Annotated in this window: 15 protein-coding genes; 5 read left to right on the top strand and 10 right to left on the bottom strand. The window is 48.9% G+C overall.

Annotation, left to right across the window (positions count from 1 at the left end; translation table 11 throughout):
- Positions 1–597, top strand: a 597-nt coding sequence (locus PKI34_10595; protein HNS18257.1) for a PKD domain-containing protein, incomplete at its 5' end; no start/stop codon positions are given.
- Between the two features lie 51 nt (positions 598–648).
- Positions 649–2547, top strand: coding sequence for a trypsin-like peptidase domain-containing protein (locus PKI34_10590; protein HNS18256.1), 1899 nt, complete (start codon positions 649–651; stop codon positions 2545–2547).
- 11 nt (positions 2548–2558) lie between these two features.
- Here the strand turns inward: PKI34_10590 and PKI34_10585 are convergent, their stop codons facing one another.
- Genes PKI34_10585 through PKI34_10575 form a run of 3 tightly spaced genes read right to left on the bottom strand, consistent with a single transcriptional unit; the run spans position 2559 to position 6646 of the window.
- Positions 2559–3608: an RluA family pseudouridine synthase gene (locus PKI34_10585; GenBank protein ID HNS18255.1), complete on the bottom strand. Its 1050-nt coding sequence runs from the start codon at positions 3606–3608 to the stop codon at positions 2559–2561.
- 3 nt (positions 3609–3611) lie between these two features.
- Entirely contained in the window at positions 3612–5777 is a 2166-nt protein-coding gene (locus PKI34_10580; protein ID HNS18254.1) for a hypothetical protein, read from the bottom strand.
- Positions 5777–6646, bottom strand: coding sequence for a PASTA domain-containing protein (locus PKI34_10575; protein ID HNS18253.1), 870 nt, complete (start codon positions 6644–6646; stop codon positions 5777–5779). Before PKI34_10575 ends, PKI34_10580 begins: the two co-directional genes overlap by 1 nt.
- A 121-nt stretch (positions 6647–6767) precedes the next feature.
- Between PKI34_10575 and PKI34_10570 the strand changes: the two genes are divergently transcribed.
- The gene (locus PKI34_10570) at positions 6768–7745 is read left to right on the top strand and encodes a D-alanine--D-alanine ligase (protein HNS18252.1); all 978 of its coding nucleotides are present in this window, start codon (positions 6768–6770) and stop codon (positions 7743–7745) included.
- On the opposite strand, the gene rdgB is transcribed toward PKI34_10570, so the two are convergent.
- Positions 7712–8338 (bottom strand): RdgB/HAM1 family non-canonical purine NTP pyrophosphatase, encoded by a 627-nt coding sequence (gene rdgB, locus PKI34_10565; GenBank protein ID HNS18251.1) that lies wholly within the window; start codon positions 8336–8338, stop codon positions 7712–7714. The two genes, PKI34_10570 and rdgB, sit on opposite strands and share 34 nt — an antisense overlap.
- Positions 8335–9069, bottom strand: a complete 735-nt coding sequence (locus tag PKI34_10560; GenBank protein ID HNS18250.1) for an FKBP-type peptidyl-prolyl cis-trans isomerase — start codon at positions 9067–9069, stop codon at positions 8335–8337. Before PKI34_10560 ends, rdgB begins: the two co-directional genes overlap by 4 nt.
- Positions 9070–9145: 76 nt before the next feature.
- Here PKI34_10560 and mnmD point away from each other — a divergent pair, with 76 nt between their 5' ends.
- The gene (mnmD, locus tag PKI34_10555) at positions 9146–9820 is read left to right on the top strand and encodes a tRNA (5-methylaminomethyl-2-thiouridine)(34)-methyltransferase MnmD (GenBank protein ID HNS18249.1); all 675 of its coding nucleotides are present in this window, start codon (positions 9146–9148) and stop codon (positions 9818–9820) included.
- Positions 9821–9875: 55 nt separating this feature from the next.
- Here mnmD and PKI34_10550 read toward each other — a convergent pair whose 3' ends face one another.
- The 5 genes from PKI34_10550 to PKI34_10530 all read right to left on the bottom strand — a co-directional run bounded on the left by PKI34_10550 (position 9876) and on the right by PKI34_10530 (position 15642).
- Complete coding sequence (locus PKI34_10550; protein ID HNS18248.1) at positions 9876–10160, bottom strand: acylphosphatase; 285 nt, start codon at positions 10158–10160, stop codon at positions 9876–9878.
- A gap of 3 nt (positions 10161–10163) precedes the next feature.
- Positions 10164–10733 (bottom strand): hypothetical protein, encoded by a 570-nt coding sequence (locus PKI34_10545; GenBank protein HNS18247.1) that lies wholly within the window; start codon positions 10731–10733, stop codon positions 10164–10166.
- 64 nt (positions 10734–10797) lie between these two features.
- Positions 10798–11772 (bottom strand): tetratricopeptide repeat protein, encoded by a 975-nt coding sequence (locus PKI34_10540; GenBank protein HNS18246.1) that lies wholly within the window; start codon positions 11770–11772, stop codon positions 10798–10800.
- Positions 11773–11918: 146 nt separating this feature from the next.
- Positions 11919–14345, bottom strand: a complete 2427-nt coding sequence (locus PKI34_10535) for a thiamine pyrophosphate-dependent enzyme (GenBank protein HNS18245.1) — start codon at positions 14343–14345, stop codon at positions 11919–11921.
- 61 nt (positions 14346–14406) lie between these two features.
- The gene (locus tag PKI34_10530) at positions 14407–15642 is read right to left on the bottom strand and encodes a hypothetical protein (GenBank protein HNS18244.1); all 1236 of its coding nucleotides are present in this window, start codon (positions 15640–15642) and stop codon (positions 14407–14409) included.
- 381 nt (positions 15643–16023) lie between these two features.
- Here PKI34_10530 and PKI34_10525 point away from each other — a divergent pair, with 381 nt between their 5' ends.
- Positions 16024–18144: a histidine kinase gene (locus tag PKI34_10525; protein ID HNS18243.1), complete on the top strand. Its 2121-nt coding sequence runs from the start codon at positions 16024–16026 to the stop codon at positions 18142–18144.
- Positions 18145–18173: the final 29 nt, after the last annotated feature.

The raw sequence follows: 18173 nt of genomic DNA, 5'->3' as shown, positions 1-18173 counted from the left end.
ACGGCTACCAACGAGTATGGATCACAGAGTGTCACCAAGCCAAATTATATCCACGCGGGCGATGTTCCGCAGGCGGATTTCATGGCCACTGAAACCTTCATTGCTGTGGGCGCAAGCATCAATTTCTCGGATATGAGCCTGAACAATCCCAACAGCTGGTCGTGGGTGTTCGAAGGAGGAACCCCCGGGACATCCGCGTTGCGGAATCCGACCAACATCACCTATGAACAGGTGGGGATCTATGACGTCACGCTGACGGTCACCAATGCGTACGGACAGGACACCGAGGTCAGGAATGATTTTGTGGAGGTCGGGTATGTCGGGATGGATGACCGCCAGCTGACGGCTGAGCATATTGAACTCTATCCGAATCCGACCACGGGTGCCCTGGTTCTTGACCTGAAGGGAGATGTCAGTGATGTGGTTTCCATACGCTGTTACAATTCCCTTGGCGAGAGGATCCTGGAGATCACCCGGGAACAGGGTATTTTGCACCAGATGCAGTTCGACCTGGCAGGGAACCCGCCGGGACTCTATTTGTTGAGTGTCCAAACAGACAAGAACATGATCATAAAGCGGATCACCCTGGTGAAATAAACCGTCCTGATTATCGTTTTACGCTCAATGATAAACCCCTTTCTTTTGCTTTTGAAGATTTTCAGAGCGGGATGTCTTTTTACTTTGTTATTGTCGGCAGCAGAGGCACTTTCACAATCGTCACCTGCGGCTATCCCCCCTTCAGTAAGGTTTGGGCTGGTACTTCCGGAGAGCGTGATGCAACTGGCCAGCCCTGACGTTGAAGCAATTCACAAGGTTGACCGGTCAATTGAAAAGGAAGGTTCTCCGTTTCGTGTTGCGGTCATGATCCCGGTAGATGTTGATTTGTCGAAATCCGGCCGGTGGACTGTCGTGCCTGGCCAGGGTAGATTATGGCATCTTACAGTGGTTGCTGAAGGGGCAAAGGCCCTGGCTCCCTATTATGATAGCTTTTTCATTCCGGCCGGAGGAGAGCTTTTCGTATACCATGACCGGTTTTCCGGAATCCAGGATGTCCATAAACAGCCTAATGCAACGCACAATCAGCATTATGCATCAGGATTTATCCTCGGATCTTCACTGACCTTTGAATATTTTGAGCCGTTTGGTGTTAAGGAACTGGCGAAGATCCATCTTTCGGATATCGCTTTTTTTTACAGAAGATTGGTGGAAAGGAGCCCTTCCGGTTCAAGGGATTTTGGTGATTCAGGCGATTGTGAGGTGAACGTTTTGTGCGATGAAGGTAAAAGCTGGCAGGATGAAAAAAAAGGAGTGGTCAGGATCTTAAGCAGGGTGGGCTCTTCTGTGTTCTGGGGAACCGGATCCCTGATCAATAATGTCCGTGAGGATTTTGAACCTTATGTACTGACCGCGGATCATTGTGCCTTCTGGGAAGGTGAGTATGCCACACCGGCCAATCTGCAGCAGTGGGTTTTTTATTTAAATTATGAGTCGGCAGCATGCGACGATCCGCTCATCGAACCCTCTTTCGATAAGATGACAGGAGCCACGCAGATCGCACATGGCGGAGATGCCGGCGATTCCGGTTCCGATTTTTATCTTGTCAGGTTGAATTCCATGGTTCCTGCTTCCTTCGATCCTTTTTTCCTTGGCTGGGACCGCCAGAACGCCGCCTCAGGGGAAGGTGTTTGCATTCATCATCCCCAGGGCGACATTAAAAAGATATCCACTTATGACCAGCCTGTCGCATCTACTCAATGGTCCGGCAACGGAGTTCAATCGCACTGGCGTGTATTCTGGACGGTCACACTCAACGGTCACGGGGTGACAGAGCCTGGTTCTTCCGGGTCGCCGTTGTTCAGTCAGCATGGGCTGATCGTCGGTACGCTGACCGGTGGTGAATCTTCCTGTGGTAATACCGGTGGTGCGGATTATTTTGGCAAGTTCTCCTATCACTGGAAGTCCAATGGCAATGATGCTTCATCACAGCTTGAACCCTGGCTGGATCCCGATCATAAGGGTCTTACGGTCCTGGGCGGGACCTATTATTCGAACATTGTGGTTGCTGCTTTTAGGGCTGATACAACCGTCATTCCGGTCAAATCCGCTGTGGACTTTGCGGACCTGTCTTCCGGCAAGCCTGAGCAATGGGAATGGTATTTCGAAGGAGGAAGTCCTTCGGCTTCCACACTTCAAAATCCTGAAGCGATCGAATACAAATCCTACGGAACCTATGACGTCAGGCTCATCAGCAGCAACGAGGTCAATTCGGATACCTTGCTTGTGGAAGATTATATCAAGGTTGAGCCTGTCATCAGCCGGGATCCAAATGAACCTTCGGTCTTCCGGCTATTTTTCGGAGAAGCAGCCAACAGCCCCGATCAGATTGATGTCTTTGATGTTTTGAGCAACCGGGTCCCTTTCCGGATTGCAGAGGTCACCTCATCTACCGTTTCCATTGACTTACAGGGACTTACTTCAGGAGTTTACCTTGTCACGTTGCATTCTGAAGCCTATGCATTTACAGGCAAGTTATTATTAATTAAATAGTTACTGACTGCTTACTGCACATAGGATCTCCACTTTCCAACCACCAGTGCCATATCGTCAGGTAGTTCTGAGTCGAATTCGAGCAATTTTCCGGTGCTGGGATGTTTGAAACCCAGGTAGCGTGCGTGGAGGGCATGGCGGGGCATGATCCGGAAGCAGTTATCAATGAACTGTTTATATTTGGTAAAGGTGGTGCCCTTCAGGATCTGGCTGCCACCGTATGTTTCATCGTTGAATACAGGGTGGCCGATATATTTCATATGGGCCCTGATCTGGTGGGTTCTGCCCGTTTCCAGCGTACATTCAACCAGTGTCGTATAACGAAACCGTTCAAGGATCCTGTAATGGGTGATGGCGTGTTTGCCATGTTCCCCCCCGGGAAAGACCGACATCGTTTTTCTGTCCCGGAGGTTTCTTCCGATATGACCGGTGATGGTTCCCTTTTCTTCCTTAAAATCCCCCCAGACCAGGGCAACATATCTCCGGTCGATCCGGTGATAATATAACTCTCGGGCGATCAACGATTGAGCCAATTCATTTTTGGCAACGATCAAAAGTCCGGATGTGTTTTTATCAATTCTGTGAACCAGGTAAGGAGTTGCTTTCACTCCCACTTTATGCTGATGATCGAAATAATACGTCAGGGCATTCACCAGTGTGCCGGTATAATTTCCGAAGGCAGGGTGAACGACCATTCCTGCTTTTTTGTTTACAACGATCAGGTCATCATCTTCATAACTAATCTGGACCGGGATGTTTTCAGGCAGGATCTCCATTTCCCGTGGGGGCCAACTCAAAACGATGGAGATCTGGTCACCTGGTTTGATCCTGTAATTTGACCTGACGGGTTTATCATTCACCAGGATATTTCCGACTCTGGCAGCGGCCTGGATTTTGTTTCTGGAGGCATTTTCAATACGTGCAGTCAGGAACCTGTCGATCCGCACCGGTCCCTGACCCTTATCGACCCGAAGGCTGAAATGCTCATAGAGCTCACTTTGATCTTCCTGAATCTCGTCATTGATTTCAGGCTTTGGGTCAAAGAAGGTGAGTGAATTCATTCCTTAATGAATGATCATCAGCTTGGTGGCATAGAATTGCACGGGATTGCCTCTGACCATCAGGATGTAAAGGCCTTCCGAAAATGCATCGATGTTCAGTTTGTCTCTATAGGGGCCATTATAGACAATCTGTCCTGTCAGGCTTTGTACCTGGAGTGTTAAATCTTCGGTTGTCCTTTTTTCAGTTAGTTCTTCAGGCAGGTCAATGGTGACTTCGCCTGATCGCACCGGGTTCGGACTGATCAGGATCGTCTTCAGTTCCCTGGCAACCTTACCGGGATTTTTTTCCACCAGGGGCTTTCCCAGAACCGGCCGCATCATGAGGGATCCCTCCTGGATGCTTTGAATCCATTCCCCTGTAACGTTATAGAATATTTTCTGCTGGGTTTGGTTGCGACGGTCGAATCCGATGTTGAGATTATCGTCGGAGGTCTGGATCCAGCCAACGTAAAAGGTAGAGGCGATGGCGACAGCGGAATCGAGCAGATAGGTGTGAAACCGGTTGAGCTCTTTTGTGTAAACGGGTGAAGTGACCGGCTGTGAGTAGATAAGCTCGCCAGGTATGCCATTGTCATCTTTCCATACACCAAGGTAGAAGGGATCAATGTTGGCTCCGTTGCGGGTTTCGTTGAAATACATCTGGATCGCCCGCAGTGTATCAGGCTCCTTCAGGTCAAACCGGTAGGCAAGTTCAGAACCTGCGGGGGTAAGGCCGTATCCGGCCTCTGCTGAGCCGTCGTCGTATGCGAAGTAATTGCTGAACACCTGGGACGACCAGAGTGTGTCATTCAATTCCTGGTAGCTTCCGGCTCCTGTGGTCAGGTAGTGGGCGATATGGAAAATGGCACTGTCGGCCGTAAAGTCAACAGGGAAAAATCCAAAGCACACTTTGGGTTTGGCAAAATTGATATAATCCAGGTACCCGGATTCATAGACAGGGGAGATATCCCAGTTTCCCTGCTGGCATGAATCAATGGCCAGCATATCCTCAAGGTACAGGACAAAACGATAGGATGTATTGTGAATGAGGGTGTCCAGGTTGGTGATGACCATTGTAAGGGAGTCTTTCATCATATTGGTCGGATCGCTCATATACTGGCTGTAGGGCATGGATTCATACTGGTTGATGAACGATGGAGGGCGGTCGACGAACGACAGGATCTTAAAGGTCGTGTCGCTCACACTGCGGTCAACGTTCAGGTAGACCAGATCAATGTTCCAGTGGTCTGCGTTGCTTTGCCAGCTGGGGAGTGAATTATCGGCCAGGCTGACATAATTCCGGAATCTGAAGCGAAAATCAGGCCGGTACCATTTTTCATCCAAAATTGGTAACATGACTCTCCGGAAATACGATAACGGGTTGCTTTCCGTATAAAAAAGGGAATCGAGTTTCGTTCCGTTTTGCGACCAGATTTTTTCCCAGTCAACTTCGGGTTCAAAGACCGAATCGCAGGGCAGGGTGATCTGATCACCCGGTATCAGCATATACTGGTTGCCGTGCATGATCAGGTAAGGATTGACCGAAACCCAGACTGAATCTTCAGGCAAACCGCACGGCAATAACAGGGTATCTCCGGCATAATAGGTTTTATCGACCAGGTAGGAGGTTGAGTCGACGCGCAGGAAAACAGAATCGCCCGACAGGATCCCAAAATCAAGTTCAAGCAGGTCGAAGGATTCCGGTGGATTTCCCCTGCCCTGTGGCTGGTAAAAGAAGCTGAAATAGACAGAATCGGCGGGTGTGATTTTTCGGGCAGCGGGCTTAAAAAGAGAGTCCAGACGGATCAGCCGGGAGGTGAGCACATCGGCTGAAAAGGTCGGCGGTCCGGGAATGGCATTCGGATAGAGCGCTCCCTCATCATTGAGGGCATCCAGTGTTGCCACGCCGATGTTGGGAGGATTGACAGCATAATCGGTGTTGATAAAGGCAAATCGGTCCTGCCATCTTGCAGCTGAAGGGAAGGGACCCTTCGAGGAAAAATCATCCAGGAATGGAAGCACAACCGGTTCATCGGATGCAACCCCGGTTGCTTTCAAAGGCAGCGATTCCTCAGGCAAAAGTTTTTCCGGCTGAATGGCCGGATTGGTCTGCAGCTCAAGGATCACTTCCTGTGAAAACCCGCTCAGGCAGATTAGAAAAAATCCAGCTATGATGAGTAAATTCCTCATTAGTCAATGGTATCCATTTGTATAAACTCCTCATCAGGAAATAAGGCTTGCAGTGTGTCGGGTATCTGATAGCGTTTAATGAGTGACCCAAAATCAAAATCCCTCTCCGAACGAAGCCACAGGTCCACCTCCGAACCTACCGTTACAAAGAGATTTCCTTTGTAATCCGGATCCTGCCGGTACACCCGGTAGTACTCTTGCTGATCCTCATCCAGAAAATGCGTTTTCCCGACATTCAACGTTACCTTGTTCAGCGTACGTGAGGCCTGATCAAGGGTCATCCCGATCACAAGCGGCATGGGTGCTTCAATCTGCCTGACGCTTTTTCCGACAACCAGATCAATGGTCGATCCTTTGTGGATCAGGGTGCCAGGTTCAAGCGTCTCTCCTTGGAATATCTGGTTTTTAATAAGGTTACCCTGTTCAATGTCAGGATCCTGCTCAAAGGTCAGATGTCCCGACTGGAGCCCGTATGTTTCGAGCAGCGAAACGGCCTGCCGTAAGGAAAGATACCTCAGATCAGGCATTTCTATTTTTTCCGGGAGTACGGCCACCGTGGTCAGGTATACGTTTCTTCTTTTTTTGACAGGTGAATTGGGAGGAGGATCCTGTGTAATAATGCTTCCAGGCTTGCTTTTAACATTGTAAACCGAATCAACAACCGTGAACCTGAACTTATAGGTATCCGTGTAGGTTTTCAATTCTTCCGGTGTCTTTCCGGTAAAGTCCGGCAGCGGGATGCTCTGGCCGTGAAATGTGTAATTGCTGAGCAGTTTGAATGTCAGAAGCGCTAATCCGATGGTTACCAGAATAGCGATCAGTAGGTTTTTTAAAAAAGTTTTGCTGAACAAAAACCGAAAAAAACTCATCTGTAAATCTGACCTGTTTTTACGGACGTCCTGAACTGTTAAACTGGAAAAACCGTTAATTATTGTTTGCGGGGCAAAGATACAAATTATGTCATTACCTTTACCGTGTAATAGATTGGTCATGAAAAAGCGGATTGCACTTGTCACAGGAGGTTATTCTGGTGAGCGTGAAATATCCCTCAAAAGCGGTGAGGAAGTATACAGGCACATCGACAGGTCGAGGTACGATGTGTTTATGATCAGGATTGACCGGGACGGATGGTTTTTCTCCCCGGAGCAGGGTGAACGGTTGCCTGTTGATAGAAATGATTTCACCGTTGTGCAGGACGGGATAAGATCCGGTTTCGACTGTGCTTTTATGGCCATTCACGGAACGCCCGGTGAAGATGGAAAACTCCAGGGATACTTCGACTTGCTGAACATACCCTACACATCCAGCGGCCGAACCACCTCCTCCGTCACGTTCAACAAGTTTTTCACCAATAAGATCGCCCGTTCTCTGGGAATTAAAACGGCGGATTCCTTATTTTTCTCCAAAATTGACCCGATGGATCCGGAGCAGATCATACAATCACTCGGTTTGCCCTGTTTTGTAAAACCCAATAACGGGGGCTCCAGTGTCGGCATTACCCGGGTTGACCTGCCGGATGAACTGCAACCGGCTATCCGGAAAGCCTTTCACGAAGATGATGACATCGTGGTTGAAAAGTATCTGCCGGGTTTTGAACTTACCTGCGGAATGATCCGGCATAGGGGTGAGCCCATCGTGTTTCCCCTGACACAGATCATCAGTAAGAAGTCGTTTTTTGATTATGAGGCGAAATATACACCCGAACTGGCCGAGGAAATCACACCGGCACCGGTGGATGAATCACTGCGCAATCGTTGTCAGGATGTTTCCCGGTTCTTATATCATCAGTTGAACTGCCGTGGGATAGTCCGGTTCGATTACATCGTCAACGGCGAAGATCTTTTCTTCCTTGAAGTGAATACCATCCCCGGCCTGACCAGGAACAGCATCGTTCCAAAGATGGTGACCGCAATGGGACTTACGCTGACAGAGCTTTATACGATGGCTATTGAAGAAGCATTCAGGTAATCCATCATCTTCCGGAAAGCCCGGTAACGGTGACTGATCCGGTTTTTCTGTTCCAGGTTCATTTCTGCAAAAGTCTGATCGTAACCTTCGGGAACGAAGACCGGATCGTATCCGAAACCTTCCTGACCTCTCCCGGTGTCAATGATTTTTCCCTGCACGATTCCTTCGAACAGGATTTCCTGCTGCCCGATCATTAGGGAGATCACAGTTCTGAACCTGGCTTTACGGTTTGTGGCCGTTTGCAAGTCCTGCAGTACCTTTTCGATGTTCCTTCCGAAATTTTTATCCTCCCCGGCATACCGGGCCGATAAAGCGCCTGGCTGATTGCCAAGTGCCTCCACTTCCAGACCCGTATCATCCGCAAAGCAAGTGCAGCCATAAAGGGTGTGGATAGTCCGGGCTTTCACCGAAGCGTTCCCCTCCAAAGTATCCATCGTTTCGGGGATATCCTCCAGGTATCCGATATCCTGGAGGCTTACAAGCCGGTAACGATCCAACCCGGGTAGAAATGCCCGGCTTGAATCAAAAAGGCTCCTTATTTCGTAAAGTTTATGGGGATTATGGGTTACAAAGACGAGTTCCGTCATTTTCATTCAAAACTAAGCAACTCGACCTCAAAGATAAGCGTTGAACCGGGAGGGATCGGTCCAACCCCCTGGTCACCGTATCCAAGCTGAGGCGGAACATACAGGATACATTTACCTCCGGATTTCATAAGCTGCAGACCTTCGGTCCATCCCGGTATGACTCCGTCGAGCTGAAAGGTCAGAGGCTGACCCCTGTCGTAGGATGAATCGAAGACGGTGCCATCGATCAGCGTCCCTTTATAATGAACCGTTACCTTCGAGGTTGCCACGGGGGACTCACCCTCACCTTCCCCGATCATTTTATACTGCAGGCCGCTTGGTAATTCCTTAACCCCTTCCCTGGTGCGGTTCTCTGCAAGAAAGACGGCCGTGGCCGCTTTGTTTTGTTCCAACACGATATTGTCCTGTTTTTGCTTTTCTTCTGCCAGGTTAGTCTGATAAAGCGCCATCAGTGAGTCGGTCTGCTGTTGGCTGAAACGGCTTTCGAGCCCGTTGAATCCCTCCCGGATGCCCCCGGTCAAAACATCAAGATTCACATCTTTCATAAAACCGGGCAAACGAACCCCGAGATCATGGCCCACCAGATAGCTGATCGTATCCGCCCAGTTCGTGAGTACAACTTGTTCTTTTACCGGCTGTGCAGAACTTGTTTTTGCTTTGTTCTTTTTCTGCGCCATAGCACCGTTAAAGCATATTAATATACTGACGATCAAGATGACAATTGATTTGGTTCTCATAAACGTAAAATTTAGGAAGGGCAAAGATAGGTGTTTTATAAATTTGCAGCTTCATCTGCCCATAAAATTGCCAGGCATGTGCATCACCGTCGTTCAAACAGCGGATGGGTCAAGCACCTTATTCGTACCTGCCCTGCGGGAGCATTACCATTCGATTCACGGCGCCGTTGGCGAGTCGCTGCATATTTTCATTCAATGCGGGCTCAGGGAGCTGCCTTCATCCGCCGGCACGCTGCGGATCTTTGAAATGGGCTTTGGCACGGGATTGAATGCCCTGCTGACGTACTTCCATACGCTCGGAAGTGCGAGGCAGGTAGATTATACGGGTCTTGATGCACTGCCACTGAAGGATGATCTGTATGGTCAGTTGAATTATGCTGAATGCCTTGATTTTAAGGATGCTGAAGAAGTTTTCAGCAGGATTTGTTTTGCACCATGGGAACAAAAAATCGCTGTCGGGAGTCATTTTTTTCTGACAAAGCATCGGGCCAGAATCGAGGACTATCTGCCTGATGGATCGTTCGACCTGGTCTATTTCGATGCATTCTCTCCGGTTGCCCAGCCAGAGTGCTGGACACAGGAGATCTTCAGCAGGCTTTTTCAGCATATGAACCCTGGCGGGATCCTTGTCACCTATTCTTCCAAAGGTTCGGTGAGGCGCTCCCTGAAGCAGGCTGGATTTACGGTCGAAAAGCTTCCGGGTCCGCCGGGCAAAAGAGAGATTCTCCGGGGGAGGAAATGGGTGCCATGAAGGATGCAGGATGATTAATGAAAAATCCTTCATTTTTCATCAAAAATTTTTCATCCTACATCCCAAATCCTTCCCTGATGGTAAAATCGGTAAAATTTTTCGATTGCTGCTCCGTGATCTCGATATTTTCCACAATCGCCCAGGGAGGGCCATTGTGGCACCATCGGATGAAGGCATCGAGTTTTTCCTCTTCCCCTTCAGCTTCAATATAGACACTTCCATCGGGCCTGTTTTGTACAAAACCTCGGATGCCGTGCAGGCGGGCCTGCTGGAGCGTATAATAACGAAAACTCACTCCCTGAACACGCCCGTGAAGGTGCAGGATCACATTTTTTTTCATGCTTTACCGGAGTAAACGTTGGGATATGAGTGATGAAACCTTTTCAAAAAGCAACTGCGGGCCATAGGTGCGCCACTCAAGGGAATTCAGTTTGCCACCGAAGGAAATGTGATGATGGATGCGACCATGTTTAAATTCCTGCAATACATGATCCTGGAAATTGACCGCCGCAATCCAGCCATCCCCAATCTCCTCCGACCATTCCTGGTAGTACTCGTCGTCGGAGAAATGAAAATTCAGTACATTTTCCCCGATCAGAATGAACCTGGTGATTTGATGGCTCATCAGGTGTTCAATGATATTCCGCTTCAGATACATGATATCATTGTGGATCGCATCGTTCCATTCACCCAGCAGTTCGATCACGCAGAACCCACTGTCATAATCAACATACAGCAGCTTGATGTAAAGGGTGGGGGAGCCGATATCGTCCCACTGCGGATGGATATAATAATTGTAGATGCAGTTGCTGAATTCGAATTCGCTGTATTCCCTGCCGTAAAAAGGTGACCACTTGTCTTCGGAGGCTATGTACTCATGCCTCCACGCCCAGAAAGGTTCAATGGTATGCACGCTTCTACAGTGCTTTGATTCACAAGGAGCAGAGATCTCACTACCCTCGGCTTGCAACTTGCAGCTAATTACACTTCAGTACCGTTTCGATCTGGTACTTAGCTGATTCAAGGTAATTACCGTAGAGGGCATTTTTAAAGGCCGTGCAGGCAGAGGCGTTTTCCCCTTTTCCGATGTAGGCATTTCCAAGTTCATAGTAGAACTTGGCTTTGGCTTCATTCGATTCATTTTCAAGATCAATGCCCTGTTTTGCTGCCTTTATGGCTTCGTCCCATTGAGAATCCTTGTTGTGGCAAAGAGCCAGAAGATAGAATACCTCCGGTTTGGGTTCGCCATAGGTTGATGACTTGACCAGCAGGGGCAGGGCTTCCTGAAAATTGCCTGCTTTCACGGCCTTGTTCCCGGTGACGAGCAGGTAGTCCCTTATGACATTCCCTGCAGTGGTGGCGGTTTTTTCGTCATTGGCCAGTTTGCCAAACACGATCGCTTGATCCAGCGCAGCAATCATGGCCTCCTGATTATCCTGCTTTTTATAAATGAGACCTTTGCTGAGATAGGCTTTTGCATAAGTTGAGTCGTAAGTCAGTGACTGATCAAAACAAATCAAGGCGCTGTCATATTTTTCAGATTTGTACAGTTCGTTTCCAAGGCTGAAATGAAGTTTTGGAATAATCTCATTTGCTTTGGCGGCTATTTCTGCATTTCCAACTTTTTCAGCCAGTTCGGCGGCAAGCATGTAAGCGGGGATGGCTTCCTTGATATTTTTGGCCTTGTACAACTCTGCTGCATATTTGATCTGAAGGGCAGGCAACTGTGTTTCAACCAGGTTCTTAATGTCATCAGATTCAACTCCGACCTTGAGTGCCAGTTCATGGGCCAGATTAAATTTTTCGATGGCCTTCTCTACATTGGTATTGGCCAGGGCAACACCATCATTGTAGGTATTGATGACGTCATCCTTGGTTTGTGCAGAAATCAGCAGGGTTGAGAAAATCAACACAGCAGCGAGTAAAAGGCGAAGATCAGGTAGTTCTTTCATTTTCAATTTTTTTTAAACAATTTGTATTGGATGAATGATTAAAAACCGTACAAAAGTACAACTTTATAAAAAGTTGGGCACAGTAGTTTCAAAATCTGTGCCAGAATCTGGCTGATCAAAGCAAGGGGAGGATCATTTTCATCTATTCAGAAGATCTTTGGGAACTGAAAGGGACTGACCTCATGCATGATCCGGTAGGCCGTTTCAAAAACATCCTCCGCATTCGGGTTTGAAAAATAATCCCCGTCGGTCGTGTAGGCAGGGCGATGTTCTTGTGCCGTGAGTGTCCTGGGCTCTGCATCCAGGTAATCATATCCCTTTTGTTCTTCCAGGACTTTCTGCATCATATAGGCTGTTGTTCCTCCCGGTACATCCTCGTCAAAGAACAGGATACGGCTGGTCTTTTTCAATGATCTGGCGATGGTGTGATGGATATCGAAAGGCAGGAGTGTCTGTACATCGATCAGTTCGGCGCTGATTCCGAAGTCGTCCAGTTGTTCCAGGGCTTCTTCTGCAATTCTCACACAGGAACCGTAGGTGACGATCGTAATGTCGTTGCCTTCACGAATGATTTGGGGTATTCCTACCGGTATTTTAAACTGACCAATATTTTCAGGCAGCCGTTCCCGAAGCCGGTACGCGTTCAGTGGTTCAATGATCAGGGCGGGTTCATCGCCCCCCAGCAAGGTGTTGTAGAATCCTGCAGCCTGGGTGAGGTTCCTGGGAACAAGCACGTGCATACCCCTGATGGAGTTGATCACCATGCTCAGGGGAGAACCCGAGTGCCAGATGCCTTCCAGCCTGTGGCCGCGGGTGGAAATGATCAGCGGCGCCTTCTGGCCACCCCTTGAACGGTACTGCAGTGTGGCCAGGTCATCGCTCATGGTCTGAAGACCGTACAGCAGGTAGTCGAAATACTGGATCTCGGCGATCGGCCGCAGGCCCCGCATCGCCATCCCGATCCCCTGGCCGATGATGGTGGCTTCACGTATCCCCGTATCGGTGATCCTGTTTTCCCCGTACTTTGCCTGCAACCCCTCCAGCGTCTGGTTGACGCCTCCGATCTTTCCGACATCCTCACCGAAAATGACCAGCTGCGGGTGGTGTTTCAGCAGGTAATCAAAATTATCGCGCAGAACCTGCCTTCCTGGAACCAGGGGTGAGTGCTCGTGATAAACGGGTTTGATCGCTTCCGTCAGGTTCAGCAGCCGGTGATCCGATTTGCTGTAGAGGCAGGAGCTGTAGTGTTCGGATCCCTCCTGCATTTCAATCTTAAGCCATTGCGTCACCTTTGTCTTCAGCGAATTCTCCGGATTCGAGCAGCTGTTGCAGATCAGCCTCAGGATTTTTCTGGCGGCAGAGACGATATCTTTTCGGATGGGATCGGCCAGGCGGTTGAGTTCCGCCTTAATGGCCTCAATTTTAGACGTTTTTGCACAGTTGCAGCCGGACAGGTCCACCAGTTTCACGAAGTCATCCCTTTTTGCGCGAAAAGGCGACATGAAATGATCCCAGGCGGTGTCACGGGCCTGCCTGACCCTTTCACGGGCCTGTTCTTCCATTTCATTCAGTATGTTCTCTGTAGTGATGCCCCCGGAGAGGATCCACTCCCGCATTTTGCGGATGCAGTCGAACTCCTGCTCCCATTCCAGGCGCTCGATGCTTTTGTATCGTTCGTGTGAACCGGATGTGGAATGACCTTGGGGCTGCGTGAGTTCCGTAACGTGAACGATCACCGGGACATGATCTCTCCGGCACTTCCTGATGGCATCATCAAAAGTTTTTCGGAGAGCAGGGTAATCCCATCCCTGGACCTGGTAGATCATCAGCCCGTTGGTGTTCTTTTCTTTTTCAAAGCCTTTCAAAACCTTTGAGATGCTTTGTTTGGTCGTTTGATAGGCATTGGATACGGAGATCCCCCAGCCATCATCCCACACAAAAAGAGCCATCGGCACCTGAAGTACACCGGCAGCATTGATCGTTTCAAAAAAGTGACCTTCCGAGGTACTGGCATCCCCGATCGTACCAAACGCCACTTCGCTCCCGTTAGCTGAAAAGTCGCCGGCTGAACTCAACCCTGGATTCTGCCTGTAGATCTTGGAGGCCATAGCCAGTCCCAGCAGCCGTGGCATCTGGCCGGCGGTGGGTGAGATGTCGGCGGAGATGTTTTTCATGCTGGTCTGTGGTTTCCAGTTTCCGGCGGAGTCCAGAAAGCGGGTGCCGAAATGATTGTTCATCATGCGGCCCCCGCTGGCAGGGTTGGCTTCCAGGTCGGTGTCACCGTACAACTGGGCGAAAAACTCCTCCAGAGACATGAGTCCTGCTGCCATCATAAAGGTCTGGTCCCTATAGTAGCCTGAGCGCCAGTCCCCCTGCCGGAATACCCTTGCCAGCGCCAGCTGGGGCACCTCTTTCCCGTCGCCGAAAATTCCGAATTTGGCTTTGCCGGATAACACTTCCCTTCTTCCCAAAAGACTCGCCTGGCGGCTCTCAAGCGCGATACGGTAATCGTGCAGAATTTCTCTGGAAGATAACGGAACTTGTTTTCGCGGGTGCAATGCCTGTTTTTTCATATCCACGGGTTAGCTGATCGGATCATACGTGGATACAAAAATAGGAGAAAATAGCGGACGGTTACCTGAACCTGATCTCCATTACATCAAACCAGTTGATTTTGATGAGCGAGGAGGTGTCCTGGTAGATCAAAACTCCGTCATTGGCACGCGAAACATCCTGCATGTTGCCCAGCGTGAGCTTTTCTCCATTCTGAAGCGTTATTTCAGATGATCTTTCATCCACAGGCACGATCGTCGCAACATTCCGGAAAGGTATCTGGTACTCGATTTCATTGGATTTACCCTGGAGAAACTCGGTGTCAAAGGCCTCATCCATATCAAAAACGATCCCGCCCGACAGAACCGTCCCCTGTCGGGTGTAAACAGTTCCTTTCAGCGGTTCCGCTGCTGAAAAGTCAGTATAACCAAGCCCTTCAAAGGAAATGTCGTCGTTGAAGATGACCTTGACAAAGGCTTCCCAGGGTACTTCGACGCGGCCCAGTCCCTTGATGGTCACGATGATGCCGCGGTTAGTGCTGTTTACATCATTGCTGCCCCTGAGAACGTGCTCATCACCCGTAACCATTACCACCTGCGAACCGTCCTCATGTTTAATGATGGAACGGATGGTTCCGAAGGGGATCCCCATTTTTTCATTTTCGGTTTCTCCGTTTAGGATATCCGTTGTCAGCCGTTCATCCTGATCCCATTCAATCTGTCCGGAAAATGTTCCCCGGATGGTGTGCACAGTTCCCGTCAGCGGTTCGCCAAACCATTCAGTACTGGCAGTCTTCGCTTCCATGAATTCCACCTTCCTGATCTTGTCCCAGGGCAGTTTGACGCGACCCAGGTTTTCATCCAGGACCTGGAGTTCAGTTCCGACATCGTTGGATCCATTCCGGAGGTGATAAACGAAATCATTTTTCAGCCGGAGATCAACCCGCATGCTGCTGATGACCTGGAGTGAACGGATGTCTCCGAACCGGCATTCGAACGTGTGTATCTGGCTGAACGCGTCGTCAACCTCAATGCTCAGCAGTTCCCTTTGGTTTTCACTTTCGATGACCAGTACTTTATTGCTGATCTTCTTCAGATACTGCAGGTAGTCATTGGCAGTTTTTGTTGAATTGAAGATGTCGGTCCAGAGCACCTCTTCGTCGCCCCAGCGGATGGGGCCGGTATAGGTCTGGTTGCCGGTGGTGGTTACGCAACCATATAGAAAGTGGATTGATGACTGGGAGAAGGCCTCATTTGCGAAAAATGCAGAAAAAATCACCAAAATGAATGACCGAAAAAAATAAGCATTTTTTTTCATGATGCAATGGGATATGGAACCGTCATAAGACGGTTTCGCACGGTTATTTGTTACAAGGAGAGGTTATGACCAAGCTTTTGGGCCAAAGCCCTATGAACCAATAGCCTGACGCGAGGTTGTACCATAAGTACTTAACCACCAAGGAACACTAAGGTTTTTACGAAGGTACACAAAGGTATTCTCGTTGATTATCAATAACTTAGTGTTCCTTGGTGAAGTACTTTGAGCACCTTTGTGTTTAAGCAAAGCATTTTGATACACCCTCAAATTGAAAATCAGAGAGTTGGCGGACTTGAGTCCAGAAACGGATGCAAGGAAATTGTTTTTAAAAGAAAGATCACTTAAATTAAAGAAAACTTTAAAGCCAATTAATTGTTATATTTGAAGAAATCAATCCTGCAGGTGGTTTCTTTCAACGCCAAAAGGTTTATTCCCATCGTGCTAAGCCCTTGGGTTCTGGCCGTTCCCTTTACGGTTATGATCATTCTGTTTCTCCCTTCCATATCCAGGTATAAAGCAACTTTTACGAGCCAGGAATATCTTCCCGGTAACTGTTTCTTTTATACAGACATTGACGGAGATGGCATCACTGAAAAGGCAGGAGTGACTGAAAACTCACTGGGAAATGCAGCCCTCAAACTTTACGATCTGAACGGTGGATTGATCGAGCAGGTGAATTTCAGGCATGGATTGATCCATTTTCCTCCGAATGTGAGTTTTGGGGATTCAGATCGTGATGGTTTCGGGGAGATTTATTTTTTTACATTTTCTGAAGATTCTGTTTTTCTCGGTTTCAGTGAGCCCCTTGGCTCGGAAAAGTTCATTGCACACGAGCGTTTTATTGACAGAATAAGAGCCTGGGAGGATACGATCGATTTTACAGCAGGCAGCGGCCCCGGCCTTTTAAAAGATATGAACCAGGATGGTTACGAAGATCTCCTGTTTTACATCACGGCACGTCATTCGATCGTGCCCAGGCAAGTGTATATGTATGATATTCGAAATGATACGATTTGGAGATCGGGTTCTTACGGAAGCAATCTCAATGAATTAAAGATTGCTGACATCAACGGGGATGGTCATCTGGAAGTGATGGGCAATAACATGACACGGGGAAATACACGGGATAAGATGAACCTGGCCTTCGGTGATTCCAGTGCCTGGCTGATGGTGTACGACCATGAACTGACTTTTCTTTTTGATCCGGTGGAGTTCTCCTCCTACGGCGTGAAGCTGGAGGTTCAGCCTTTTATGACTGCGGATTCAGGCTTCATTGCTGTCTTGTACCGTAATCTCGGAGTGGGTGAAGAGCCACCTGCCGTGATTCTTTATAATTCCATAGGCGGGATTGCGCGAAGAAAAGAATTCTCAGTGCGTGACCGCCATTTGATCGCCCATCTGGTTACGGGTGATCCGGAAAAGTACAGCAATTTGTACCTGCTGAATAAAAATGGTAAGGCCGAGCAATTGAATCAGGATCTCAGGGTCATACATACGGCGGAGGTGAAAGGGATTTCAAAACGACCTTTATTTTATGCTGATCTTGATGGAGACCGGTCGCAGGAGATCATTTTCGAGAACACGGATCACAATGGCCTGGTCATTACCAGGAACGATTTTACGCATCCGGTTGAAATATTTTTCAATGTTGCTGTTGTTTATCCACGGTTTTCGATAAAAGTGGGACGGGATCAGAAACCCCGGCTAGCCATCCAAGCCGGGGAGACCTTCTATGTGGTGGACTATGATTTCAATCGTTTATACTGGTTGAAAGGACCGCTTTATCTGCTGATCTATGCCGGGATCCTCCTGTTCATCCTGCTGGTGCGAAAACTTCAGCAGATACAGATCCGGCGGCACCGCGCAGCGGAGAAAGAACTATTAAAGCTCCAGCTGCTGACCATCAAGAACCAGGTGGATCCCCATTTTACGTTCAATGCGCTAAATGCGATCAATTCATTGATCCTGAAGGAAAAGAAGGAGGACGCCTACAAGTTTGCTTCCAAGCTATCCCACCTCATGCGGACGGCGCTTGAGAATTCGGATAAGATCACAACCTCGTTAAAAGAGGAGCTGGACTTTATCCGTAATTACCTGGATCTTCAGAAGGTTCGCTTCAGGGACAGCTTTGATTACCAGATTGCGTTTGATGGTCCTGTGGATCCTGCCATCCAGGTCCCCCGGCACATTCTGCAGACCTATGTAGAGAATGCGGTAAAGCACGGTTTAAGGCCTCTTGACAGCGGCGGAGTTCTCCGGATCGGTGTCAGCAGGAAGGATGGCCATCTTCTGCTGACCGTCAGGGACAACGGTGTCGGTCGCGCCAATGCCTCGGCTCATTCCGGGGAAAGTACCGGTAAGGGACTGGGGATCATGCGTCAGATCTTTGCTCTTTATGAACGCCTCTATCATGTAGCCATTGAGCAGGAGATCGTTGATCTGCAGGATGAAAGCGGCAATCCAGCGGGGACGGAGGTCAGGATTCGGGTTCCCGGGATGTAGTAGGGTCCCTCGCTGCGCTTCGGGATGAC

This window comes from Bacteroidales bacterium, assembly GCA_035342335.1.
Classification (GTDB): Bacteria; Bacteroidota; Bacteroidia; order Bacteroidales; family JAGONC01; genus JAGONC01.
The sequence above is the reverse complement of the archived record's forward strand: the minus strand, read 5'-3'. Positions and strand labels throughout refer to the sequence as shown.